The organism is Amycolatopsis sp. (assembly GCF_036008905.1).
Lineage (GTDB): Bacteria > Actinomycetota > Actinomycetes > Mycobacteriales > Pseudonocardiaceae > Amycolatopsis.
On sequence record NZ_DASYMU010000087.1, the window covers coordinates 17,654 to 42,618 of the forward strand.

Sequence of the window (24,965 nt, forward strand, 5' to 3'; positions counted from 1 at the left end):
CTTGCACTCGTCCATCTCGGCGGCTACGGTGAATTACCGAACGGACGGTTGGTAATTCGAGAGGTCGGGGTCTGATGGCTTTGCTCCGCAGTTACGTCTCTGGTGGATGGCACACGGCCGAGGCCGACGGCGTGCCCTTGCACGACGCGGCGACCGGCGAAGAAGTCGCCCGGGTTTCGTCCGAGGGCGTCGACATGGCCGCGGCGCTGGACTACGGCCGCCGCACCGGTGGTCCCGCGCTGCGTGAACTGACGTTCCACCAGCGGGCGGCGCTGCTCAAGGCGCTCGGCTCGCACCTGCGTGAGCACCGCGACGAGCTGTACGCACTGTCCGCACGCACCGGCGCGACGCTCGGCGACTCGAAGTTCGACATCGACGGCGGCATCGGCGTCCTGCTGACCTACGGCAGCAAGGGCAAGCGCGAGCTGCCGAACTCGACGGTCTACGTCGACGGCGCGGTCGAGCCGCTCAGCAAGGGTGGCACCTTCGTCGGCCAGCACATCGCGACCCCGCTGCGAGGCGTCGCCATCCAGATCAACGCGTTCAACTTCCCCGTCTGGGGCCCGCTCGAGAAGTTCGCCCCCGCGTTCCTCGCGGGCGTGCCGAGCCTGGTCAAGCCCGCCAGCCAGACCGCGTACCTCACCGCGCGGCTCGTCGAGCTGATCATCGAATCCGGCATCCTCCCCGAGGGCACGCTGCAGTTCGTCGCGGGCAGCGTCGGTGACCTGCTCGACCACGTCACCCCGCAGGACCTCGTCTCGTTCACCGGTTCCGCGAGCACCGCGCAGAAGCTCCGCGCGCACCCCGCGATCGTGCGCAACTCCGTGCGGTTCAACGGAGAAGCCGACTCGCTCAACTGCTCGATCCTCGGCCCGGACGCCAAGCCCGGCACGACCGAGTTCGACCTGTTCGTCAAGCAGCTCACCACCGAGATGACGGTCAAGGCCGGCCAGAAGTGCACCGCGATCCGGCGCGCGTTCGTACCCGCGGAGCTGCTCGACGCCGTCGCCGAAGCCGCCAGCGCGCGGCTCGCGAAGGTCACCGTCGGCAACCCGACCGCCGAGGGCGTCCGGATGGGCGCGCTCGCCAGTCTTGAGCAGCGCGAAGAGGTCCGTCGCTCCCTGAAGTCCTTGCTGGACGCGGGAAGCATCTTGTTCGGCGACCCGGACAAGGTCGACGTCGTCGGCGCGGACGCCGAGACCGGCGCGTTCCTCTCCCCGATCCTGCTGAAGGCCGACCCCGAGCGCGCCGAGCCGCACGAAGTCGAGGCGTTCGGCCCGGTGTCGACGCTCATGCCGTACACCTCCACCGAGCAGGTCATCGACTATGCCGCGCGCGGCCTCGGCAGCCTCGCCGGTTCCGTGGTCACCGCGGACGCCGAGTTCGCCCGCGAGATCGTCCTCGGCCTCGCGCCGTGGCACGGTCGCCTGCTGGTACTGGACGCCAATGACGCCAAGGAGTCGACGGGCCACGGCTCGCCGATGCCGCAGCTCGTCCACGGTGGCCCCGGCCGCGCCGGTGGCGGCGAGGAGATGGGCGGGATCCGCGGGGTCATGCACCACCTGCAGCGCACCGCGGTCCAGGGCACCCCGCAGGTGATCAGCACGATCACCGGCCAGTGGATCCCGGGTGCCGAGCGGACGATCTCCGACGTCCACCCGTTCCGGAAGTCCCTGTCCGAGCTGAAGGTCGGCGACGCCGTGGTCACCGGGTCCCGCACGGTCACGCAGGCCGACGTCGACCACTTCGCCGAGTTCACCGGCGACACCTTCTACGCACACACCGATCCCGAGGCCGCCGCCGCGAACCCGCTGTTCGGCGGGATCGTCGCGCACGGGTACCTGGTGCTTTCGTTCGCCGCCGGGCTGTTCGTCTCGCCCGAGCCCGGCCCGGTGCTCGCCAACTACGGCCTGGAGAACCTGCGCTTCCTGACGCCGGTCAAGCCCGGCGACGAGCTGACGGTGACGCTCACCGCGAAGCAGATCACCCCGCGTGACAGCGCCGAGTACGGCGAGGTCCGCTGGGACGCCGACGTCGTCAACCAGAACGACGAGTCGGTCGCGAAGTACGACGTCCTGACGCTGGTAGCGAAGGAATCCGCATGACTGAAACACTGGAGGAAAGCGAAAAGACAAAGCCGGGGAAACTTTCCGAGGCAGAACTCGAGAAGGACTTCGAGCACACGATCGCGCGCGACCAGCGCATCGAGCCGCGCGACTGGCTGCCCGAGGGCTATCGCAAGACGATGATTCGGCAGATCGCGCAGCACGCGCACTCGGAGATCATCGGCATGCAGCCCGAAGGCAAGTGGATCACCCGCGCGCCTTCGTTGCGGCGTAAGGCGATCCTGCTCGCCAAGGTGCAGGACGAAGCCGGACACGGGCTCTACCTGTACTCCGCGTCGACGACGCTGGGCGCGGATCGTCAGGACCTGACCGAAAAGCTCATCAGTGGCAGGCAGAAGTACTCCTCGATCTTCAACTACCCGACACCGACCTTCGCCGACGTCGGCGTGATCGGCTGGCTGGTCGACGGCGCCGCGATCTGCAACCAGGTTCCGTTGTGCCGCAGCTCTTACGGCCCGTACGCGCGCGCCATGATCCGCATCTGCAAGGAGGAGTCCTTCCACCAAAGGCAGGGCTACGAGCTGCTGATGACGATGATGCGCGGCACGCAGGCGCAGCGGGACATGGTGCAGGAAGCGGTCAACCGGTGGTGGTGGCCGTCGCTGATGATGTTCGGCCCGCCCGACGGCGATTCGCCGAACACCGAGCAGTCGATGGCGTGGAAGATCAAGCGGCACACCAACGACGAGCTGCGCCAGCGGTACGTGGACATGTCCGTCCCGCAGGCCGAGGCGCTGGGCGTCACGTTCCCGGATCCGGATCTCAAGTGGAACGCCGAGCGCGGCCGCTACGACTTCGGGCCGATCGATTGGTCCGAGCTCAAGCGCGTGATCAGCGGCGACGGCCCGTGCAACGCCGAGCGAATCGCGAAACGTCGTCAGGCACAAGAGGAAGGCGCGTGGGTTCGCGAAGCTGCGTTTGTTTATGCGGAAAAACAAGCAGAGCAAAAGCAAGCCCATGCCAAAAAGCGGGAGAACCGATGAAGCACGACTGGCCGCTGTACGAGGTTTTCGTCCGGGGCAAGCGCGGTCTCAACCACGTGCACGTCGGTTCGCTGCACGCCGCAGACGACGAAATGGCTCTGCACCACGCCCGCGACGTCTACACGCGGCGCAACGAAGGTGTGAGCATCTGGGTCGTGAAGGCCGCTGACATCACCGCGTCGAGCCCGGACGAGAAGGACCCGTTCTTCGCGCCGAGCGGCGACAAGGTCTACCGGCATCCGACGTTCTACGACATCCCCGACAACGTTCCGCACATGTAGGGGGCAGCACCGATGTCTTTTGACAACGCCTACGAGGCGCTCGGCGAGAGCAACGACGATTCCCACTGGGCCTTCGGGACCGGCTTCGACGACCCGCTGTCCGGAGTGGACACCACCGTTCCGTCCGGTGTGGACGGTGGCGACCTGGCCGCGTACTGCCTGATGCTGGGCGACGACGCGCTGATCATGTCGCACCGGTTGCAGGAGTGGTGCACCAACGCGCCCGAGCTCGAAGACGAGGTCGCGATCGCCAACATCGGGCTCGACCTGCTCGGCCAGGCGCGGCTTCTGCTTGCCCGCGCCGGAAAAGCCGATGGCAGCGACAGGGACGAGGATTCGTACGCGTACTTCCGTGACGCACGCGAGTTCCGCAATGTGCGGCTGACCGAGACCGGCGGCGGGCACTTCGGGGATCTCATCGCGCGGCTGCTCGTGTTCTCGACCTGGCGGCTGGCGTTGTTGCAGCGCTTGGCTTCTTCATCAGACCCAGCCTCGGTTGACCCGGTGCTCGCGGCGATCGCGGCCAAGGGCGTCAAAGAGGTCACCTACCACCGCGATTACGCCGCGCAGTGGACCGTGCGGCTTGGTGATGGCACCGAGTTGTCCCATGAGCGCATGCAGGCCGGGCTGGACACAGTGTGGCCGCTGGTCGGGGAGTTGTTCGCGTCGCACGAGATCGAGCGGCGTGTCGGTGTCGATCCCGCGGAGCTGCGCGAGGAGTTCGACAGCGTGCTGGCCCACGTGCTGTCCGCGGCGACCTTGACCCGGCCGCACTCCGAGGAGTCCTCCCGGGTTCTCGGGCGCGACGGCAACCACACCGAGGAACTGCCCGTTCTGCTGGAAGAACTGCAGAGCGTGGCCCGCGCGCATCCGGGTGCGACATGGTGACCGCACTCGCGATCGCGGAGAAGGTGACCGACCCCGAACTCCCGATGATCACCCTCGCCGACCTCGGTGTGCTGCGTGAAGTGTCCGAAGTGGACGGACGGGTGGTCGTGGCGATCACGCCCACCTACACCGGCTGCCCGGCGATGGACACCATGCGCGACGACCTCGAACACGCCCTGCGCTCCGCCGGGTACCAGGAAATCGAAGTCCGGACGGTCCTGCAACCGGCCTGGAGCACGGACTGGATCAGTGAGGACGGTAAGCGCAAGCTCGCCGAAGCCGGGATCGCACCCCCGAGTGCGGCCCCGAAGTCGGTCAGCGGCCCGATTCCGCTCACGCTGAGCGCGCCGGTCCGTCAGGTTCGTTGCCCGCAGTGCGATTCCGCCGACACCGAAGAGCTTTCCCGGTTCAGTGCCACCGCCTGCAAGGCGTTGCGCCGCTGCCGCACTTGCCTGGAGCCGTTCGAACACGTCAAGGAGATCTAGTGAGCGCCCCGACCCTCCGGCGCCGGACGGGTTTCCACACCCTGACCGTCGCCGCCGTCGAGTCCCTGTGCGACGACGCCGTCGCCGTGACCTTCGACGTGCCGCCGGAACTCGCCGACGAATTCCGGTTCCTGCCAGGACAATCGCTGACGCTCAAGCGGACGGTCGAGGGCCGTGACGAACGCCGGTCGTACTCGATCTGCGCTGCCGCCGGGGATCGGCCGCGGGTCGGCGTCCGTGAGGTACCTGGCGGCCTGTTCTCCAGCTGGCTCGTGCACGACGTGCGCCCCGGTGACGAGATCGAAGTCCAGGCGCCGACGGGAAGTTTCACCCCGGATCTGGAAACGCCCGGGCACCACGTGCTGATCGCCGCGGGGTCCGGGATCACGCCGGTGCTGTCGATCGCCGCTTCGCTGCTCAAGAACCCGGACGTCACGGTGACTGTCCTCTATGGCAACCGCCGCTCCAATACCGTCATGTTCGCCGACGAACTCGCGGATCTGAAGGACCGGGCGCCGAGCCGTCTTGAGCTCGTCCACGTGCTTTCACGTGAACCGCGTGGCGCTGACCTGTTCAGCGGGCGCTTGGACATCGAGAAGCTGCGGAGCCTGTTTTCCTTGCTGCTGCCCGTCGAAGAGGTCGCGCACTGGTGGTTGTGCGGTCCGTTCGGGATGGTCACCGGCGCACAGGAAGTGCTGACCGAGCTCGGTGTCCCGGTCGAGCGGGTGCACCAGGAGCTGTTCTACGTCGACGACCTGCCGCCGGAGCCGGTGCGCCACGAGGAAGCCGGTATCGAAGGGGCGTCGAGCGAGGTCACGCTGATCCTCGACGGCCGCTCGACCACGATGACGCTGCCGCGCGACATCTCCGTGCTGGACGGGGCTCAGCGGTCGCGGCCGGATCTGCCTTTTGCTTGCAAGGGCGGGGTTTGCGGTACCTGCCGGGCGAAGGTGTCCGGTGGTGAAGTCAACATGCGGCGCAACTTCGCGCTCGAGAAGTCCGAAGTGGACGCCGGGTTCGTCCTCACCTGCCAGTCGCTTCCCGTCTCCGACACCCTCACAGTCGACTTCGACGCCTAGCCGGGCGCACTTTCTCGCTTAAGCGCGATCTCTCACGACGTGAAAGATCGCACTTAAGCGACAAAGTGCGCCCGTTTTGTGCCCGATCCACCCTTGACACCCACCGTGACGAACACCATCATCTTCATACCGACCACGCGGTACGGACTAGTCCACATGTTGGGAACCTGCTGAAATTCCGCGCACTGCGTGGAAAAGGAGTCAACGATGACTGCTGCTGCCGGGAGCTTGCTCGCGGTCGAGGACATCACGGTCAGATTCGGCGGTCTCGTCGCCCTGAACGGCGTCGAGCTGAGCATCGAGCCGCGCACGGTCGTCGGCGTGATCGGTCCCAACGGTGCCGGGAAGACGACGCTGTTCAACGTCGTCTGCGGGTTCGTCCGCCCCCAGGAAGGCAGCCTGCACTGGCAGGGCACGGAACTGCGCAAGCACCGGCCCGACCAGCTGGCGAAACTGGGTATCGCCAGGACTTTGCAGGGCCTCGGGCTCTTCCCCGGTTTGACCGTCCTCGAAAACGTGATGGCCGGCGCGAACCGCCACGCCAAAGCCGGGGTACTGCCCGCGCTGCTCGGCATCGGGCGGTCCGCGCGAGACGAACGTGACCTCACCGAACGTGCCACCGGCGCGCTCAAAGAGCTCGACCTCGGTTCGTTCGCGGGCAGGCATCCCGGCGCGTTGCCTTACGGCGTACAGAAACGGGTCGCGCTGGCGCGGGCGCTGGTCGCCGCGCCGGACCTCCTGCTGCTCGACGAACCCGCGAGCGGACTGTCCGCCGGAGAGATGGACGAGCTCGTCGACCGCATCCGCGGACTGCGTGAACGCATGGCCGTCGTCCTCGTCGAGCACCACATGGACCTGGTCATGCGGGTCTGCGACAAGGTCGTGGTGCTCAACTTCGGCGAGGTCATCGCCGCCGGCACGCCCGAGGAGATCCAGGCGGATCCGTTGGTGGCAGAGGCTTATCTCGGTGACCCGGCAGAGGAGGGCACTGATGCTTGACATCAACGAACTGGTCACCACCTACGGCGCGGTCCGCGCGCTCGACAAGGTGAGTCTCAGCATCGAACCCGGTAGCATCACCGCCATCCTCGGCGCGAACGGCGCCGGGAAGACGACGTTGCTGCGCACGATCAGCGGGCTCGTGCCCGCGCGGTCGGGCAAGGTCACCTGGGACGGCGAAGACCTCACCGGGCTGGCGGCGGACAAGATCGCGCGGCGCGGGTTGTCGCACGTTCCCGAGGGCAGCGGGGTCATCGCCGAACTGACGGTCGAGGAAAACCTGCGGTTGGGCGCGTTGTGGCGGCGCGACCGTGCCGATCGGGAACTGGCCCTCAAAGAGGTGTGCGAGCTGTTCCCGCCTCTGGCCGAACGAATCGAGAAGCCCGCCAGCACGTTGTCCGGCGGGGAACGGCAGATGCTGGCCATCGGCAGGGCGTTGATGAGCCGGCCGAAACTGCTGCTGCTCGACGAACCGTCGCTGGGGCTGGCACCCATGATCACCGCACAGATCATGCGGGTCCTGCGCGATCTCCGTGCCGACACCGGGTTGACGGTCCTGCTCGTCGAGCAGAACGCCCGCAGCGCGCTGTCCATCGCCGACCGTGGCTTCGTGTTGTCGCTCGGCCGGGTCGTCGCGACGGGCGAGGCGAGCACTTTGCTCGCGGACGACCAGCTTCGGCACGCCTATCTCGGTTTCTGACCCTCTGTCTTATAGCTGCACAGAAAGGTCCGGTATGGAGGACTTTCTCAACCTGACCCTCAACGGCATCTCCACCGGGGCGATCTACGCCGCGCTGGGGCTGGCGTTGGTGATCATCTACCGGGCGACCCGGGTGGTGAACTTCGCCCAGCCCGCGCTGGCGCTGATCTCGACGTACCTGGCGTACTCCGTCAACAAGGCCACCGGTAGTTATTGGCTGGGCTTCGCCACCGCACTGATCGCGGGAACGCTGATGGGCGCGGCGACCGAACGGCTGCTGATCCGGCCGCTGCGCAACCGCAACGAGCTGAGCTCGATCATCGTCACCCTCGGTCTTTTGCTGGTACTGCAGGCGATCGCGGGGATGATCTGGTCGAACGAGCCGACGTCGTTCCCGTACGCCTTCGACTTCCGTGGGCGGTTCTCCGCCAATGACCTGTTCGTGGTGCTGGCCGTGTTGGTCACCGCGGGCGGAATCCTGTTGCTGTTCAAGAAAACCTCGCTCGGCTTGAAGATGCGGGCGGCGGCTTTCCGGCCGGAGGTCGCGCGCATGCTCGGTGTGCGGGTCGGTCTCATGCTGACCGTCGGCTGGGCGATGGCGGCGGCCGTCGGTTCGCTGGCCGGGCTTCTCGCCACGCCGCCGTTCATCTTCCCGAACGTGCTCGACGGCGTGTTCGTCTACGCGCTGACCGCGGCCGTCCTGGGCGGGCTGGAAAACCCGTTGGGCACGATCATCGGGGGGTTCGTCCTCGGGATCGGACTGTCCTATGTGTCCGGCTACTTGGGACCTGAGCTCGTCACGATGGCCGCGCTCGCGATCCTGGTGATCGTGCTCGCCGTGCGTCCGAGCGGGTTGTTCGGCCGAGCCACCGCGAGGCAGGTATGAGCGTGCGCACGCAGATCTCCGACGACGTCTTGTCGAGCACTTCCGGTCCGGCACGCCGGAGGCGTTCCCTGCCGCCGCTGATCGTTCACCTGCTGTGGGCGGTATTGGGGCTGGCGCTGGTCATCCTGCTCACGCTGGTGACCGACCCGTTCACGAACCTGCGGATGGCGACCGTCGGCTACTACCTGATCGCGGTGGCCGGGCTGGCGCTGCTGACCGGGTTCAACGGGCAGATCTCGCTGGGGCACGGCGCTTTCATGTTCATCGGCGCCTACACCGTGGCGCTGCTGGTCATCCACGTCCCGACGTTCCCGCTGTGGCTGGACCTCATCCTCGCGGCGGTCGCCAGCGGGCTCGCCGGAGCGCTCGCGGGAGCCGCGGCCGCACGGTTGAAGGGGCCGTATCTCGCCGGGGCGACGCTCGCGCTGGCCGTCGGGCTTCCGGCGTTGACCCAGCGCTTCCCCGATTTCCTCGGTGGCAGCAACGGGTTGAACTTCACCGTCAACAGCACCCCCGACGGGCTCGTCGGGGTCGTGCCGCCGACCCGCTGGCAGACCTGGGTGGTCTGGCTGACCGTGCTCATCGCGCTGGTCCTGCTGGCGAACCTGATCCGCGGGCGGATCGGGCGGTCGTTCCGTGCGGTGCGGGACGACGAGGTCTCCGCCGCGCTCGCCGGAATCCACATCGGACGGACGAAGATCCTCGCGTTCCTCGTCAGCGCGGTGTGCGGTGGGCTCGCCGGTGGGCTGCAGGCGTTTCTGCTCGGGACGGCGGCGCCCGGTTCGTTCACCGTGGCGCTGTCGCTGAGTCTGCTGGCGGCCGTGGTGCTCGGCGGGCTCGGCAGTATCTGGGGAGCGCTGTGGGGCGCGATCGCGCTCGTCTATTTCCAGGCGTGGTCGGAGGACTTCGCCGACGTGCTGCACCTCAGTACCAACGTCGCCAACAACCTGCCGCTCGCGGTCTACGGCGTCATTCTCATTTTCGTCATTCTCGTTTTCCCCCACGGGATCCAAGGGGGCATCCAGCGTCTGCGGGCTTTGCGCGGCCGGTCGAAGAGATCAGAAGGAGAATCATGAGAAAAAGCAGATCCGCCCACCTGATCGCCGGCGCTCTGGCCGGTGCGCTGGTGCTGGCCGGTTGTTCCGGTGCGGGGGAGACGTCGACCAACTCGGCGGCCCCGGCTGCCGACTCCTCGACCGGGGTGACGAAGGACAGCGTCGTCATCGGCACCCACCAGCCGCTCACCGGCCCGGCCGCGCCGGGCTACAGCAAGATTTCCGTCGGCGCCCGCGCGGTGTACTCGTACGTCAACGACGCCGGTGGCATCAACGGCCGCAAGATCGACTACAAGGTCGAGGACGACGGTTACAACCCGACCAAGACGGTCGAGGTGGTGAAAAAGCTGGTACTACAGGAAAAGGTGTTCGCGATCGTCGGCGGCCTCGGCACGCCGACGCACTCCAAGGTCGTCGACTACCTCAACACCGAAGGCGTGCCGGACGTTCTGGTGTCCTCGGGTGCCCTCGCGTGGGACGACCCCAAGAAGAGCCCGATGACCTTCGGCTACCAGGTCGACTACACCCGCGAAGGCAAGATCCAGGGCAAGTACATCAAGGAGAACTTCGCCGGGAAGAAGGTCGGCTACTTCACCCAGAACGACGACGTCGGCCGGGACACCCAGAAGGGCCTCGACCAGTTCCTCACCACCGAGGTCGTGGCCAAACAGGGCTATGACAGCGCGAACACCGACGTCACCCCGCAGCTTTCCGCGTTGAAGGCGGCCGGCGCGGAGGTCGTGGTGTGCGAGTGCGTGCCCGCGTTCACCGCGCTCTCGATCCTCGCCGCGGCGAAGATCGGCTACAAGCCGCAGTTCGTCGTCAGCAGCATCGGCGCCGACCCGACGACGTTGTCCGGTCTGCTGCAGGACTTCGCGAAGCGCAGTGGTGCCAGCGTTTCCAGCGCCCAGCTGCTGTCCGGTCTGGTCGGTACCGGCTACCTGCCCGACGTCGGCCTGACCGACGACCCGTGGGTGAAGTTCTTCAAGGACATCCACGACAAGTACATCCCGGCGGAGCCGCTCACCAACACCGTGATGTACGGAATGGTGCAGGCGTACACCTTCTCGCAAGCGCTGAAGGCCGCCGGGCCCGACCTGACCCGGCAGAAGCTCGTCGACGCGATGACTTCGGGCTCGCTGAAGGGCCCTGGCCTCACGCCGTTCGGTTTCTCGAAGGACTCGCACTCCGGCTACACCGGCGCGTACGTGTTCCAGATCAACCCCGACACGACGACGAAGATCCTTCAGCCGCCGGCCGTGACGGATCGGGCAACCGGCGCGATCACGCCGTATTCGGGCGAACGGCTCACTCCCGAGCAGGTCAACCTGACTGCGAAGTGAGATCCGGGGTGCCGCCGCTCAGGGCGCGGGCGGCGGCACCCTCACCTCGGTGCTCGCATAGTGTGGCTTGGGCGATCGAGCGAAGGGGGTCTCAGACATGGTGGTGACAGGAGTGGCGGATCAGCCCGTCGCGTCGGTCCGGGACAGGCTCGTCCAGGTGGCCGCCCGGCTGTTCGCGGAGAAGGGCTTCGAGGCGACGACGGTCCGGCAGATCGTCGAGACCGCCGGGGTCACGAAGGGTGGTTTGTACCATTACTTCGATTCCAAGGACGCCCTGCTGTACGAGATCTACAGCCGGATGCTCCGGATGCAGGCGAGTCGCATGGAGACGATCGCCGATTCCGGATTGGCGTTGCCGCAACGGATCCACGCGATCATCGCCGACGTCGTGGCGACAAGCATCGCCAACCTCGACGACGCGGTGGTGTTTTTCCAATCCATGCACCTGCTGGAAGCGGAGAAACAGGCCGACGTCCGCGCGGAGCGACGGCGTTACCACGAGCGTTTCCGTTCCCTGGTGGAAGAAGGCCAGCGCGACGGCGTGTTCCGCGCCGACGTCCCGGCGGACATCGTGGTGAACTACCACTTCGGCGCGATCCACCGGCTCGGCATGTGGTACCACCCGGACGGCGCTTTCTCCGGCGAGCAAGTCGGCCTCTACTTCGCGAACCTCATGCTCGGCAGCCTCCTCCCGCCCACCACCTCCGCCGCCTGACCCACCCCCACCCGGGGAATATGTCGACACTTTCCCTGGCTCCGAGCTCCAGAACATGTCGACATATTCGCGGGTTTTGGGGCGTGGAGAGACTCGTGGGGCGCGTGTGGCGACTTGCTTCCGAATATGTCGACAACTTATTTGGCGCGGGGGCGGATAAGTTGTCGACATATTCGGGGGGTTACTGGGACTCGAGGTCGCCTTCTAGGGTTAGGTAGACGTCGCGCATTTGGGCGAGGAGGTCCGGGTCGGGTTCGGCCCAGAGGCCGCGGTCGGCGGCTTCGTTGAGCCGCTCGATGATCCCGCGCAGCGCCCAGGGGTTGGCCTTGGTGAGGAACTCCTGGTTCTCCTTGTCCAGCACATAGGACTCGGTGAGCTTCTCGTACATCCAGTCCTGCACGACCCCGGCCGTCGCGTCGAAACCGAAGAGATAGTCGACGGTCGCGGCGAGTTCGAAAGCGCCTTTGTAGCCGTGCTTGCGCATCGCGGTCAGCCAGCGCGGATTGACCACGCGAGCGCGGAACACCCGGGCGGTCTCCTCGCCGAGCGTGCGCGTGCGGACGGCGTCCGGTGTGGTGCTGTCGCCCACATAGGACGCGGGCGCGTTGCCGGTCAGTGCGCGCACGGTGGCGATCATGCCGCCGTGGTACTGGAAGTAGTCGTCCGAGTCGGCGATGTCGTGCTCGCGGGTGTCGGTGTTCTTCGCCGCCACCACGATCCGCTTGTACGAACTCTCCATGTCCTCGCGCGCCGGCTTGCCGTCGAGATCGCGTCCGTAGGCGAACCCGCCCCACACCGCGTAGACCTCGGCGAGGTCGGCGTCGTCGCGCCAGTTGCCGGATTCCATCAGCGGCAGGAGCCCGGCGCCGTACGCACCCGGCTTCGAGCCGAAGATCCTGGTGGTGGCACGGCGTTCGTCACCGTGCTCGGCCAAGGCCGCCTTGGTGTGGGCCCGGACGAAGTTGTCCTCATCGGACTCGTCGAGCCCGGCGACCAGGCGCACGGCGTCGTCGAGCAGGGTGATCACGTGCGGGAAGGCGTCACGGAAGAACCCGCTGATCCGCACGGTGACGTCGACGCGCGGCCTGCCGAGTTCGGCTAGCGGCATGGCCTCGATGCCGGTCACGCGGCGCGAAGCCTCGTCCCACACCGGCTGAACACCCAGCAGCGCAAGGACTTCCGCCGCGTCGTCGCCGGAGGTCCGCATCGCCGAGGTGCCCCACACCGACAGCCCGACCGAACGCGGCCAGGCGCCGGTGTCCTCGCGGTAGCGGCGCAGCAGCGAGTCCGCCAAAGCCTGACCGGTTTCCCAGGCGAGACGGCTGGGGATGGCCTTCGGGTCGACGGTGTAGAAGTTGCGGCCCGTCGGGAGCACGTTGATCAGCCCCCGCAACGGCGAGCCACTCGGCCCGGCGGCGATGTACCCGCCGTCGAGGGCGTGCAGGATCGCCGTGATCTCGGCGCCCGTCCCCGCGAGCCGGGGAACGATCTCGGCCGCGGCGAAGTCCAGCACCCGGACGACCTGTCCGTCCGGGTTGCCCAGGATCTCGGTGCAGACGGTAGCGACGGCGGCGGGGTCCCAGGAACGGGCTTCCATGGCGACGACGAGTGAGCGCGCGGTTTCTTCGATGGCGTCCACTTCGGACATCGGCGCGTCGCTGTTTTCCTTCAGCCCCAACGCCGAGCGCAAGCCGGGGACAGCGCCTTGCGCGCCGCCCCACATCTGCTGGGCGCGCAGCATCGCCAGCACGAGGTTGATTCGTGCCTCACCGACCGGCGCCTCACCCAGGATGTGGAGCCCGTCGCGGATCTGGGCGTCCTTGACCTCGCACAGCCAGCCGTCGATATGCAGCAGGAAGTCGTCGAACTCCGCGTCATGCGGACGCGCGTCGACGCCGAGGTCGTGATCGAGCTTCGCGGCCTGGATGAGTGTCCAGATCTGCGCGCGGATCGCGGGTAGTTTCGCCGGGTCCATCGCGGCGATGTTGGCGTGCTCGTCGAGCAACTGCTCAAGCCGTGCCATGTCGCCGTAGCTTTCGGCGCGGGCCATCGGCGGGATCAGGTGGTCGATGATCGTCGCGTGCGCGCGGCGTTTCGCCTGCGCGCCTTCGCCGGGGTCATTGATGAGGAACGGGTAGATCAGCGGCAGATTGCCGAGCACCGCGTCAGGCGCGCAGGACGCCGAGAGTCCGGCCGTCTTGCCGGGCAGCCACTCCAGCGAGCCGTGCTTTCCGAGGTGCACCACCGCGTGTGCGCCGAATTCCTCTTCCAGCCAGCGATAAGCGGCCAGATAATGGTGGCTCGGCGGGAGATCCGGGTTGTGGTAGATCGCCACTGGGTTCTCGCCGAACCCGCGCGGCGGCTGGATCATGATAATGACGTTGCCGGACCGCAGCGACGCCAGCACGATGTCACCGTCCTTATTGGACGACTTGTCGACATAGAGCTCACCGGGCGCAGGACCCCAGTGCTCTTCCATGCCCGCGCGCAGATCCGCGGGCAGCCGGGCGAACCACTCCTTGTAGCGAGCGGCGGGAACGCGGATCGGGTTGCCGGACAGCTGCTCTTCGGTGAGCCACTCGGGATCCTGGCCACCGGCGGCGATCAGCGCGTGGATGAGTGCGTCGCCGTCGGGCTGCTCGGTACCGGTCGGCACGACACCCGGGAACGACTCCGTGCCGAGGTCGTAGCCCAGCGTTTCCATCTCCCGCAACAACTTCACCGCCGATGCGGGCGTGTCGAGGCCGACGGCGTTGCCGACCCGCGAGTGCTTGGTCGGGTACGCCGACAGCATCAGCGCGATCTTGCGTTCGGCGGGCGGGGTGTACCGCAGCCGCGCGTGCGCCAGCGCGATCCCGGCGACGCGGGACGCGCGCTCGACGTCGGGCACGTACCGCGGCAGTCCGTCGGCGTCGATTTCCTTGAAGGAGAAGGGAACCGTGATGATCCGGCCGTCGAACTCGGGGACGGCCATCTGGTTCCCGGCGTCGAGCGGCGACAGGCCTTCGTCGCTGGCTTCCCAGGTTTCGTGGTCGCTGGTCAGGCAGAGCGCCTGCAGGATCGGGATGTCGAGCGCGGCCATCTCGGCGACGTCCCACGCTTCGTCGTCGCCACCGGCGCCGGCCTCGGCGGGCTTCGTGCCGCCCGCCGCCAGCACGGTGACGAGCAGCGCGTCGGCCTTGCGCAGCTCGGTCATCATCTCGGGCTCGCGGCTGCGCAGCGACGCGCAGTGGATCGGCAGCGCCTGCCCGCCCGCGTTCTCGATCGCTTCGGACAGCGCGTCGACGAACGCGGTGTTCCCCGACAAATGGTGCGCGCGGTAGTAGAGGATCGCGACGACCGGGCCTTCGGTGCGACGCCGTTCGCGCTGGAGGATGCCCCACAGCGGCTGCTCGGCGGGCGGCTCGAAACCGTCACCGGTGAGCAGCAACGTGTCGGAGAGGAACCGCGACAGCTGCGTGAGGTTCTCCGGCCCGCCCTGCGCGAGGTAGGTGTGCGCCTCGGCCGCGATGCCTGACGGCACACTGGACAGCTTCATCAGTTCGGCGTCCGGCGCCTGCTCACCGCCGAGGACGACGACGTGCGCGCCGCTCGCCCGCACGGTGTCCAGGCCCTCCTGCCACATCCGCTCCGAACCGAGGATGCGGACGACGACGATCTGCGTGCCCTCCAGCAGGCCGGGCAGCTCCGCGAGATCGAGCCGGGACGGGTTCGCCAGCCGGTAGTCGGCTTCGCTGGACCGCGCGCTGAGCAGGTCGGTGTCCGAAGTGGACAGCAGCAGGATCACGGGTGGCTCCTCCTCGGGGTTTCCTCGCCCCGGGTAGTGGTGCGCGACGGCGGGAGTTCCTGGCTGCCCGGGATACCGGGTCACAGTGGCGGGACCGCCCCGGATTCGCACCGGGTTCCTCCACCTGCCGTCGCGTGGGTTCAGCTCAGCATAGGTCGTGAGTCAGATGCGCTTCGCGGCCCGGAAGGCCAGCGAGTATTTCCCGCCCTGGTCGATCAGCGACTTGCCGCCGGTGTCCCCGAAGGTCGGACCGTTGGCCACCTGACGGCTCGACAGCACCCGGTGATGGCCTTCGTCGTCGATCCCGAGATAGATCCCGACGTGGTCGATCTGCGGGCCGTCGAAGGGATCCAGGTTGAAGAACAGCAGGTCACCGGGTTGTAGTGCGGCGTAGGCCAGCGTTCGCTGACCCGAATCGGCGATGATCGGCGTACCGGGCCCGAGCTGTGACATCGCCCACGCGCGCCGGGGCAGACCGGGACCGGCCGTGTTCGAGCCCCGCAAGGGATACCCGGCGCGGTAGCCGTACACCATGCGCACGAAGCCGGAGCAGTCCAGCGAACCGTACCTTTCCGAACTGGCGGCCTCGGTCACCTTGTCGGGGAAATCCCAGTTCACGCCCAGGAAGTCATAGAAGTCGGAGCGCTCCAGCCGTCCCTCACCGCTGTCCGGCCCGAACGTCGCGTCCCCCGCGACGCGCAGCTTCTTGGCGTTCGTCACTGCCGCCGCGCTGTCGATGTATTGCATGGCGACCGCGAAGATGTCCGGGCTGGTGTCGCCGGCGGACTTCGCCAGCCAGGTCCGGAACCACTCGGCCTTCTCCGCGCCTGCGGCCCAGGGCTGAGGGGCGAGCCGCACCCAGGCCGTCGTCGTGACCTCGACCGTGGTGAACTTCGGTTCCCGGAAGGTCCGGCTCGGGCCGGCGAGCATCACCGTCCGCGACCCGTCGGTGAGCGTGGCGATCAGCGGGCCGGAGGCTTGGCGCACCAGCGTCCTGGCCGGGTTTTCGACCCGCTCATAGCTGTAGGAACCGGGATTCGACGCATCGCTCCCGGACGCCGACACCGCGGTGACCCCGCCGAGGCGGTCTTGGGTGGCGAAGTGGATCGCCGCGGTGCCGGACACGCCGATCACCGTGACCAGCACAGCCATCCGCAGCAGGCGTCCTCTGTTCACAGCCACCTCATACCGTGGGAACCAGTCCGACCAGCACACCGCTGATCAGGATCGCGTAGCTCGCGAGGCTCACCCCGCCGGTCGCCAGCAGCGTCGCGGCCGGCCGCTGCCGGACCAGTTGGTAGGCGACGAGGCCCGGCACGACGAAACCGAGCGTCTGGTGCACGAACAACAGCGGGAAATCGGCCTGCAGGAACAGGAGCAACGTCGTCTGCAACAGCACCCCGAGCAGGACGACCGCGGCGAACAGCCGCTTCCCGTACAGGATCACCAACCGCTGCAACACTTTCGTGCCGCCGTAGGTCAGCGCCGTCATCAGCACGATGATCGCGGCGCGCCGGTAGTCCTCGACCATGGTCAGCGCGATCCAGCCCGGCGTGATCATGCCGCCGGGGGAGAGGTTCGTGGTCAGGTAGCACACCAGCGAGAGCAGTAGCCCGATGGCGAGCCCGATCGTGGCGATCTCGGGGGCCAGTTCCATCGTGATCACGCGCCCGGCACCATTTCCAGCTTCGCCAGTTCTTCGATCAGGACCTCGCCCTGGCCGTGGATGTTGCCGATGGCCACCAGCGACGCCTCGCGGGACACCCCGGCGACGATCTTGCGCAGCATCTCCCCGCCCGGCCGGGAGCCGCCAAGGTCGAGCACACTGTCCTGCCACTCGGCGGGGATCGCCGATCGCGCGCTCCGGGTCGGCTCGCCGATCAGGACGACTTTGTCCGGCTGGATCTTCCCGATCAGCGCGCCCATCTGCGCGTTGCGCTCCACCCGGTCCGGACGGCAGTTGATGATCACGTGCAGCGGGTCGGCGATCGCGCCCTGGTTGAGCAGTTGCTCGATGTTCATCAGCGTGGATTCCGGGTCGTTGGCGGCGAAGACGTTCGCGAACCGCAGCTGACGGCGTCCGGCGCGGTAGTGGTGCACGCGGAGCACCCCGGGATCCGGTGGGGCCGCCCACATCCCTTCCAGCGCGGACTGCCGGTTGACCTTGAGCAGTTCGGCCACGGCCAGCGCGATCGCCACGTTCTCCTTGAAGGTGATCCAGCTGAAGCGCCGCATCTCCTCGTCGGTGATCGACTCGGGGTCGATGGCGATCAGCTCACAGTTCCGCTTCGCGGCCTCTTCCTTCAGAATCGGCAGCCGTTCCACTTCGGCGGTGAAGCAGATCCCGCCGACGGGCATCGAGCGGCTGAGCGACCGGGCGACGTCGTCCAGCGTCGGCCCCATCTCGGCAAGGTGGTCTTCGCGCACGTTGCAGAGCACGCCGATGGTCGACTGGATCAGCTTGCTCTGGTTGATCTCCTGGAGATCCGGCATCACGGCCATGCATTCGATGACGAGCGCGTCGGGCCGGTAGGCGGCCGCGCGGCGGACGATACCGATCTGCTCGACGACGTTGGCGATGTCGAACTTGCGGTACACGGGTTCTTCGCTGCCGTCGGGGTGGATGAACCGGGCGGCGGTCCCGGTGGTTTTCGCCGTGGTCACCAGGCCGCCGCCGCGCAGCGCCCCGGCACAGAGCCGCGTGATCGAGCTTTTGCCGCGGATACCGTTGATCAGCACCCGCGTGGGGATGCTGTGGAGGTTCTTGAAGTGGTTGCGCTGTTCGGCCACCCCCGCGGCGAACATGGCCAGCGAGGCGATCAGCAGCACGCCGTAGAGAAAGAGCACGTCAGACTCCGTGCCTCACCCGTTGCCGTGGCGCCGGGGGCTTCTCGGCCGCTTCGGCCTTTATCCGAGACATGAGTTCCGTCGGATCAGTGGCCGCGCCGCGCGGACGGCGAACGTCCCCGAGCCGTTCGGTGCCTTCGACCAACCCCTGGCGGCAGATCTCCAGGCAGGACGCGATCGTGCCGATCTCGTCCTGTCGCTGCGGATACACGACCAGATCGGTGTCGCCTTTCGCGACCCGTCTGGCGGCGGTGGTGACCCGGCGCAGCGGGTTCAGCACCATCAGCTGGTGCCAGCCGAACAGCAGCACCGCGACGACCGCGGTGAGCAGGGCGGCCACCCGGGCGCCGTCGCGCACGGTGTTGTCGGGCACCCCCAGCGCGCCGAACGGCTGCTCGGCGACCACCGTCCAGCGCAGTGCGGCGGCACTGCCCTTGGTGGCCAGCCCCTGCGCGGCGACCAGGGTCGAGCCGGTCGTCTCGCGCGTGTCCCCGCCGGCCAGCGCGCTGGCGACGCTCCTGCGCAGCGCTGGGTCGGTGAGCTCTTCGAACGCGAGGTAGCCCTCGGTGTCCGCGATCGTGCGGTTGCCTTCGTCGACCACTCGTACCCGGCCGCCCGCGGGCTGCATCAGCGCCGACATCCTGGTGACGTCGAATTCGCCGACCAAAACCCGCCCGGTGTCCGCCAAGTGCGTGTAGGCGAACACGATCGGGACCCGGCCGCTGGTGTTGTGCTGGTGCAGCCCTTCGCCGTCCGGCAGCTTCGAGCCGTCCCGCAGGGCTTGCCGCCCGCTCGACAGCAACACGGCTCCGCCGGCGTCGGCGAGGTAGATGCTGCGGAACCGGGTTTCGCTGGCGGCCAGTTCGTCGAGCATCGGACGCAGCTCTTCGACCGGCTTTCCGTTGTTGAGCCTGGCGACCGCCTGCAGGTCCGAAAGGCCTTCGGTCAAGCTGCGCCGCAAGGTGTCGGCGGACCGGGTCGCTCGCAGGCTGTGCTCGCTCACCACGGTCGGGGAGGCTGCCGCCGATTGCCTGCCGAGCGTCATCGCGAGCGCCGCGGACCATCCGAGCAGGGCCACCGCGACCAAGATCACCACGACCTGTGCCGAAATGGTGGCTTCGGCGGGCTTTCCGGACCGTTTCCGGCGGCGGAGCCGGGCCCGGCACCGGTCGAGGGCGACGGTGAGGCTGCGCACTTCCTGGACCCGGGACTGGCGGACGGCGGTGCCGAGCTCTCCGGAAGCGACCGCGAGCGCGTCCGATCGCAGGCGGCGGATCGGGAGCACCACGACCCGCCGCAGCAGGATCAGACCGGCGACGGCCAGCGCCAACAGCGCCCCGGCCGGGATCAGCCCAGGACGACGCTGCGGCGTGGTTTCGAGCGGTACGCGGCTCACCGAAACCAGTGAAAGCCCGAGAGAACCGCCCAGTCCCTCGGCTGAGACCGGTGCGTAGGAGACCACCGGTGCCACCTCGCCGGTGCCTCCGGCGACGGGGGCACTCGCGCCGGTCAGGACGCCACTGCTGCCCGCCGCGGCCGCCGATGCGGCTTGGGTGACCAGGTCCAGCGCGACCGTGTCGGCCTTGTCCAGCGCCGGGCCGCGGGAGTCGACGACAGTGCCGTCGGTAGTGATCAGCTGGAGGCGCTGGCGTACTTCCTTGTCCAGGTCGGTGGACGCCTCTCGCAACGCCGTCGAGACGACCAGGAGCTGCCCGGCGCGCGGGCCGGTGAGCGGCACGGTGGTGAGCACCATCGGGGTGCCGCCCGTGTGGACCACGGGTTGCACGGTCACGTTGTCGACGCGAATGTCGCGCAGGCCCTCGGCCGCCACCGGTTCGCCGTGTGCGCCGATCGGCTTCAGTGTCGCGGCGTCGAGTACCGCCAGGCCGCGCCATCCCGGGTAGGTCTGGCTCAACGTCGTGAGCACCTGGCCGGTGTCCGGGGTGTCCAGGACACCGGACTTGGCGACTACCCGCAGGTCCGCCGAGCTTCCGGTCGCCGAGGTCGCGATCGCCTGGGAGAGTGACTCGGCTGCCTGTTGCTGGGTTTCGAGCACACCGGCGGGCACGGCCATCGCCGGCGAGCTCACGCCGAACAGCGAGAGCGGGCCGGTGGTGGTCAGATAGGCTGCGGTGAAGCCGGCGATGAGCACGAGAAGGACGAAGCTGGTCGTCGAGGCCACTCCGACGCCTCGGGGGAACCCGGATTCGACGAGCTGCTGACTCAGCTGGGCGGGACGGGGGCGATCGCGGGAGGACGGCACGTGACTCACCTCAGGCCCAGTCCTTACTTTCACTCGATCAGGGTGTACTTGCAGAATCAAATGGCCCAGTTAGCGACTTTCGTCCCCTGGTGCGTCACGTAGAGCTATCGCGAAGGACTCACGTACGTTACATACCACCCAATTGGGGTGCATGAGCGCCCGGCGGTAGTCGTCAGAGTCGGTCACTACACTCGCGCTGGTGCCCCTCCGACCGCTCACCGTTGTCACTGCGATCGGGTCCTTCACCGCCGTTGCACTGGTCGTCACGCTGCTCGTCGTCTCGGGGGGCAAGACCAGGCAGAGCACCGGCGACCCAGTCCCGAACCAGGAGGACACCCTGACCGCCCAGATCGCCGCGTTCACCGCGAAACTGCATGCGGGACAGCGTTATCGCGCACCGAAAGCCACTGAGCGCCAGACCGGTGAGCAGGGGTTTTCCGCGCTGCTGGACGGTGCCGCGTCGCCGGAGCTCGCCGAGCTCGGGTTCTCCGTCCAGGACGGCGTCGACGAGAAGACCGGCAGGCCGTACACGCTCGCGATGAACGAGCCGGACTCCGAACGCGCCTGGGGGCTCTACCTGATCGACCGGTCGGCCCCGGCGTCGCTGGTGGTGGAGGTGCCGCATCCGGCCTCCGACCTGCGGACGGAACTGTTCGGGCTGGCGTACTTCCGACAGGCTCCCGGCGCGGTGATGCTGATGGCCGGGGCACACCGCCGGGCCGACGAGAACCGCGGTGACGTCGCCCACGAGGAAAACTCGATGTTCCACGTCTTCGCCGCGTCGCTGGCCAGACGCGGGTTGCCGCAGGTCCAGCTACACGGGTTCGACGACCAGAGCATGCCGGGCAAGGATTTCGTGCTCTCGCCGGGCGCGACCGAAGCCGGTGCGCCCGCCATACGCGCCGCCGACAACCTCGGCGCGGCCGGGTTCGTGGTCTGCCGCGCCTGGATGGAACCCTGCAAGGAACTCGAAGGCACGACGAACGTGCAGGGCAAGGCCGCCGTGGCGGAGGGGACGATGTTCCTGCACGTCGAAATGAGCCGGACCGTCCGGGAAGACGAACAGCGCCGCGCCGCCGTGGTCCGGGCTCTGGCGGAAGCGCGCCTCAACGAGCGCTAGTAAGCACCATCTACAGTGACTTGCATGGACACTCCTGCGCGCGCTCGAGTCGACGCGTGCCCTGGTGTTTTCGCAGTTCACGACGCCGCTGACGGCGCGCTGGCGCGAGTCCGGTTGCCCGGCGGTGCCGTTTCGGCCGAGCAGCTGTCGATCTTGGCCGGATGTGCCGAAGATCTCGGCGACGGCTTCGCCCACCTCACTTCGCGGGGCAACATCCAGCTCCGCGGGCTCGACAGGGGCGCGCCGCTGGTGCCGCGGCTGTCCGCGGCCGGGCTGCTGCCCTCGCCCGCGCACGAGCGCGTCCGGAACATCCTCGCTTCACCGCTGAGTGCACAGGCGGGGGCGCTCGCCGCGCGCCTGGACCGGGAACTGTGCGCGCGTCCTGAGCTGGCGGAGTTGCCGGGCAGGTTCCTGTTCGGGCTGGATGGCGGCAGCGGTGACATCTCCGGCGAGGGCGCCGACGTCTGCTGGCGGGCCATGGACGACATCGGCGCAGTGCTGCTGGACGGCGTCGACACCGGGTTACGGGTGGCTGCCTCGCAGGCGGCCGAGGCAATGCTGGCGGTGGCTCAGGAGTTCCTCGCTGTTCGCGGAAGTGCTTGGCGGGTAAGGGAACTGGCTGATCGGACGCCGCTTGTGGACGCGGTGAGTGCGCCGCGGGTCGAGCCGGTCGCGATGCCGGCTTCGCCGGGGTTGCCGATCGGTGTTCTCAGCGAAGGTATTGGTGTCGCACCGGTTTTCGGGCAGCTGTCGGCGGCGCAGCTCCGGCTGTTGGCCGAACTCGCGGAACGGGCGATAGTGACGCCTTGGCGTTCGCTGCTGCTCCCGGGCGTGCGGGACAGCGCGCCGCTAGCGGCCGCCGGGCTGGTCGTCGACCCGGACTCGGCGTCGACGTCGGTGAGTGCCTGCATCGGGCATCCGGGCTGTGCGAAGTCCCGTGCGGACGTGCGTGCCGACGCGGGCAAGGTGCTTTCCGGGCTGCCCGCACGGCTCCGCGCGCATTTCGCCGGGTGCGAGCGCCGCTGCGGGAAACCCGCCGGGCAGTACGTCGACGTGCTCGCCGAGGGCGACGGCTACCGCGTGGACGACGTCTGGGTCCCGGTCGCAGAGTTGACAGAATCGTTGGCACGGAAGGGCAGCAAGTGATCGAGTACATCCGCGACGGCGCGGAGATCTACCGGCATTCGTTCGCGACGATCCGCGAGGAAGCCGACCTGGCCGTCCTGCCGCACGACGTGGCCGACGTCGCTGTCCGGATGATCCACGCGTGCGGGATGGTCGACCTCGTCGACGACCTCCGGTACACCCTCGACGTCGTCGAAGCCGGCCGCAAGGCACTGGCTGGCGGCGCGCCCGTTCTGTGTGACGCCAACATGATCGCGAGCGGCGTGACCCGCAAGCGGTTGCCCGCGGGCAACGAGATCCTGTGCACGCTGTCGGACCCGAAGGTGCCCTCGCTCGCCGAGCGGATGGGCACCACGCGGTCCGCCGCCGCACTGGAACTGTGGCGCGACAAGCTCGCCGGGTCGGTCGTGGCGATCGGCAACGCGCCGACGGCGTTGTTCCGGCTGCTGGAGATGCTCGACGAAGGTGCCGGGAGGCCGGCCGCGATTTTGGGGCTGCCGGTGGGTTTCGTCGGGGCGGCGGAGTCCAAAGAAGAATTGGTGAAGCGCGCACCGGCGCCGTATCTGGTGGTGCGCGGGCGACGCGGCGGCAGTGCGATGGCCGTGGCGGCGATCAACGCGTTGGCGAGTGAGGTCGAATGAAGAACACCGACGACGTGTTTTTCCCAGCGGAGGAGTCATTGAACACCGGCAAGCTTTGGGGGGTCGGGCTCGGTCCCGGTGACCCGGAACTGGTGACGGTCAAGGCCGCGCGGCTGATCGGCGCGGCCGACGTGATCGCGTTCCACAGCGCGCGCCACGGCCGGAGCATCGCGCGGTCGGTCGCCGAGCCGTACCTGCGCGAGGGGCAGCTCGAGGTCGCGATGGTCTACCCGGTCACCACCGAGACCACCGATCATCCCGGCGGCTATGAAGGCGCCATCGCGGATTTCTACACACAGAGCGCCGAAAGGCTCGCCGAGCACCTGGACGCCGGGCGTGACGTCGTCGTCCTCTGCGAGGGCGACCCGTTCTTCTACGGCTCCTACATGTACATGCACGAACGGCTTTCCGACCGCTACGAAGCCGAAGCGGTGCCTGGCGTGACGTCGGTGAGCGCGGCGTCGGCCGTGCTGGGCCGTCCGCTGGTGCAGCGCGACGAGGTGCTCACGATCCTGCCCGGCACACTGCCCGCGCCGGAACTGGCCCGACGTCTGGCGGACACCGAATCCGCCGCGGTGATCAAGCTCGGCCGCACTTTTGGTTCGGTGCGCGACGCGCTCGTCGACGCCGGAAAACTCGACGACGCCTGGTATGTCGAGCGCGCGACCTGGGCCGATCAGCAGCGCATCGAGTCGTTCGCGAAGGTCGATCCGGCGACTGTCCCGTATTTCTCGCTCGCCGTGGTCCCGAGTCCCGCCTACGCGGCGCGTTCGGCCGGGATTTCCGCTGTCGAGCCGGCCAAAACCGAAGACGCTGTTCCCGGCGGTGAGGTCGTGGTGATCGGCCTCGGCCCGGCCGGGCCGCAGTGGCTGACCCCGGAAGCCGAGCTCGAACTCGGGCAGGCTGAGCATCTGGTGGGCTACGGTCCTTATCTCGCAAGGGTTCCGCAGCGCGCCGGGCAGCAGCGGCACGCTTCCGGCAACCGCGTGGAGGCGGAACGCGCGGTGGAGGCGCTGGAGATGGCGGCCACCGGTGCCCGCGTAGCCGTGGTCTCTTCGGGTGATCCGGGGGTGTTCGCGATGGCGTCCGCGGTGCTCGAACAGGTCGAGAACGGGCCGTGGAGCGGGGTTTCGGTCCGGGTCGTGCCCGGGGTCACCGCTGCTCAGGCCGCTGCCTCACGGGTCGGTGCGCCGCTGGGACACGACTATTGTGTGCTTTCGCTGTCCGACCGGCTCAAGCCGTGGTCGGTCATCGAACGACGGCTCGACGCCGCCGGCGCGGCCGATCTGGTGCTCGCGATCTACAACCCGGCGTCGCGCACCCGTACGACCCAGCTCGCGATGGCGCAGGAAGTGTTGCTGCGACACCGTTCTCCCGAAACCCCGGTCGTCATCGCCCGGGACGTCGGTGGGGAAGAGGAGTCCGTGCGCGTCGAGACGCTCGGTGCGCTGCACGAGTCCTTTGTGGACATGCGTTGCCTGCTGATCATCGGCTCGTCGCAGACACGGGTCGTCACCCGGCCCGACGGTTCGCCGATGGTGTGGACGCCACGCCGTTACGAGGAGTAAAGGCTTACGTGCCAGGGTCTCGCGCAGCGAGCGTTCAAGCACCTGCTTCGCCTCATTTGACACGGGGAACCACG

At 68.1% G+C, this 24,965-nt stretch carries 21 protein-coding genes and 1 riboswitch; of the genes, 16 read left to right on the forward strand and 5 right to left on the reverse strand.

From position 1 onward, the window contains the following. Positions 1 to 74: 74 nt before the first annotated feature. The 12 genes from paaZ (at position 75) to VGP60_RS16530 (ending at position 11,540) form a co-directional block, all read left to right on the forward strand. Positions 75 to 2,105: a phenylacetic acid degradation bifunctional protein PaaZ gene (gene paaZ / locus VGP60_RS16475; RefSeq protein WP_327548881.1), complete on the forward strand. Its 2,031-nt coding sequence runs from the start codon at positions 75 to 77 to the stop codon at positions 2,103 to 2,105. Continuing rightward, entirely contained in the window at positions 2,102 to 3,109 is a 1,008-nt protein-coding gene (gene paaA, locus VGP60_RS16480; protein ID WP_327548882.1) for a 1,2-phenylacetyl-CoA epoxidase subunit PaaA, read from the forward strand. The genes paaZ and paaA overlap by 4 nt, the downstream gene beginning before the upstream one ends. After that, positions 3,106 to 3,390 carry a 1,2-phenylacetyl-CoA epoxidase subunit PaaB gene (gene paaB / locus VGP60_RS16485; protein WP_326415673.1) on the forward strand — a complete coding sequence of 95 codons (285 nt, stop codon included), beginning with the start codon at positions 3,106 to 3,108 and terminating at the stop codon, positions 3,388 to 3,390. Before paaA ends, paaB begins: the two co-directional genes overlap by 4 nt. A gap of 12 nt (positions 3,391 to 3,402) precedes the next feature. Next, positions 3,403 to 4,278: a 1,2-phenylacetyl-CoA epoxidase subunit PaaC gene (gene paaC / locus VGP60_RS16490; protein WP_327548883.1), complete on the forward strand. Its 876-nt coding sequence runs from the start codon at positions 3,403 to 3,405 to the stop codon at positions 4,276 to 4,278. Continuing rightward, positions 4,272 to 4,763 (forward strand): 1,2-phenylacetyl-CoA epoxidase subunit PaaD, encoded by a 492-nt coding sequence (paaD, locus tag VGP60_RS16495; protein WP_327548884.1) that lies wholly within the window; start codon positions 4,272 to 4,274, stop codon positions 4,761 to 4,763. Before paaC ends, paaD begins: the two co-directional genes overlap by 7 nt. Beyond that, positions 4,763 to 5,842, forward strand: coding sequence for a 1,2-phenylacetyl-CoA epoxidase subunit PaaE (paaE, locus tag VGP60_RS16500; RefSeq protein ID WP_327548885.1), 1,080 nt, complete (start codon positions 4,763 to 4,765; stop codon positions 5,840 to 5,842). The genes paaD and paaE overlap by 1 nt, the downstream gene beginning before the upstream one ends. Before the next feature lie 207 nt (positions 5,843 to 6,049). Next, positions 6,050 to 6,841: an ABC transporter ATP-binding protein gene (locus VGP60_RS16505; protein ID WP_327548886.1), complete on the forward strand. Its 792-nt coding sequence runs from the start codon at positions 6,050 to 6,052 to the stop codon at positions 6,839 to 6,841. Continuing rightward, positions 6,834 to 7,541: an ABC transporter ATP-binding protein gene (locus VGP60_RS16510; RefSeq protein ID WP_327548887.1), complete on the forward strand. Its 708-nt coding sequence runs from the start codon at positions 6,834 to 6,836 to the stop codon at positions 7,539 to 7,541. The genes VGP60_RS16505 and VGP60_RS16510 overlap by 8 nt, the downstream gene beginning before the upstream one ends. A 34-nt stretch (positions 7,542 to 7,575) precedes the next feature. Continuing rightward, positions 7,576 to 8,427, forward strand: a complete 852-nt coding sequence (locus tag VGP60_RS16515) for a branched-chain amino acid ABC transporter permease (RefSeq protein ID WP_327548888.1) — start codon at positions 7,576 to 7,578, stop codon at positions 8,425 to 8,427. 2 nt (positions 8,428 to 8,429) lie between these two features. Then, the gene (locus tag VGP60_RS16520) at positions 8,430 to 9,503 is read left to right on the forward strand and encodes a branched-chain amino acid ABC transporter permease (protein ID WP_414640361.1); all 1,074 of its coding nucleotides are present in this window, start codon (positions 8,430 to 8,432) and stop codon (positions 9,501 to 9,503) included. After that, a complete protein-coding gene (locus VGP60_RS16525; protein ID WP_327548890.1) occupies positions 9,500 to 10,825 on the forward strand; it encodes an ABC transporter substrate-binding protein in 1,326 nt (441 codons plus the stop codon). The genes VGP60_RS16520 and VGP60_RS16525 overlap by 4 nt, the downstream gene beginning before the upstream one ends. Before the next feature lie 97 nt (positions 10,826 to 10,922). Then, entirely contained in the window at positions 10,923 to 11,540 is a 618-nt protein-coding gene (locus VGP60_RS16530) for a TetR/AcrR family transcriptional regulator (protein ID WP_327548891.1), read from the forward strand. Positions 11,541 to 11,721: 181 nt separating this feature from the next. On the opposite strand, the gene cobN is transcribed toward VGP60_RS16530, so the two are convergent. From cobN to VGP60_RS16555, 5 genes are all read right to left on the reverse strand, one after another. Continuing rightward, entirely contained in the window at positions 11,722 to 15,327 is a 3,606-nt protein-coding gene (gene cobN, locus VGP60_RS16535) for a cobaltochelatase subunit CobN (RefSeq protein WP_327548892.1), read from the reverse strand. Between the two features lie 35 nt (positions 15,328 to 15,362). Then, positions 15,363 to 15,470, reverse strand: a riboswitch (cobalamin riboswitch). 19 nt (positions 15,471 to 15,489) lie between these two features. Further along, positions 15,490 to 16,503, reverse strand: a complete 1,014-nt coding sequence (locus VGP60_RS16540) for a C40 family peptidase (protein ID WP_327548893.1) — start codon at positions 16,501 to 16,503, stop codon at positions 15,490 to 15,492. A gap of 7 nt (positions 16,504 to 16,510) precedes the next feature. After that, positions 16,511 to 16,984, reverse strand: a complete 474-nt coding sequence (locus VGP60_RS16545) for a poly-gamma-glutamate biosynthesis protein PgsC/CapC (protein ID WP_327548912.1) — start codon at positions 16,982 to 16,984, stop codon at positions 16,511 to 16,513. Positions 16,985 to 16,989: 5 nt separating this feature from the next. Next, the gene (pgsB, locus tag VGP60_RS16550) at positions 16,990 to 18,174 is read right to left on the reverse strand and encodes a poly-gamma-glutamate synthase PgsB (protein ID WP_327548894.1); all 1,185 of its coding nucleotides are present in this window, start codon (positions 18,172 to 18,174) and stop codon (positions 16,990 to 16,992) included. A 1-nt stretch (position 18,175) separates the two neighbouring features. Next, positions 18,176 to 20,437, reverse strand: coding sequence for a HAMP domain-containing protein (locus tag VGP60_RS16555; RefSeq protein WP_327548895.1), 2,262 nt, complete (start codon positions 20,435 to 20,437; stop codon positions 18,176 to 18,178). 199 nt (positions 20,438 to 20,636) lie between these two features. Here VGP60_RS16555 and VGP60_RS16560 point away from each other — a divergent pair, with 199 nt between their 5' ends. The 4 genes from VGP60_RS16560 to VGP60_RS16575 are packed head-to-tail and all read left to right on the forward strand — an operon-like array spanning position 20,637 to position 24,891. Continuing rightward, a complete protein-coding gene (locus VGP60_RS16560) occupies positions 20,637 to 21,557 on the forward strand; it encodes a hypothetical protein (RefSeq protein WP_327548896.1) in 921 nt (306 codons plus the stop codon). Positions 21,558 to 21,581: 24 nt separating this feature from the next. Then, complete coding sequence (locus VGP60_RS16565) at positions 21,582 to 22,703, forward strand: precorrin-3B synthase (protein WP_327548897.1); 1,122 nt, start codon at positions 21,582 to 21,584, stop codon at positions 22,701 to 22,703. Next, entirely contained in the window at positions 22,700 to 23,323 is a 624-nt protein-coding gene (locus tag VGP60_RS16570; protein ID WP_327548898.1) for a precorrin-8X methylmutase, read from the forward strand. The genes VGP60_RS16565 and VGP60_RS16570 overlap by 4 nt, the downstream gene beginning before the upstream one ends. After that, positions 23,320 to 24,891 (forward strand): precorrin-2 C(20)-methyltransferase, encoded by a 1,572-nt coding sequence (locus tag VGP60_RS16575; RefSeq protein ID WP_327548899.1) that lies wholly within the window; start codon positions 23,320 to 23,322, stop codon positions 24,889 to 24,891. Before VGP60_RS16570 ends, VGP60_RS16575 begins: the two co-directional genes overlap by 4 nt. The last annotated feature ends 74 nt before the right edge of the window (positions 24,892 to 24,965 follow it).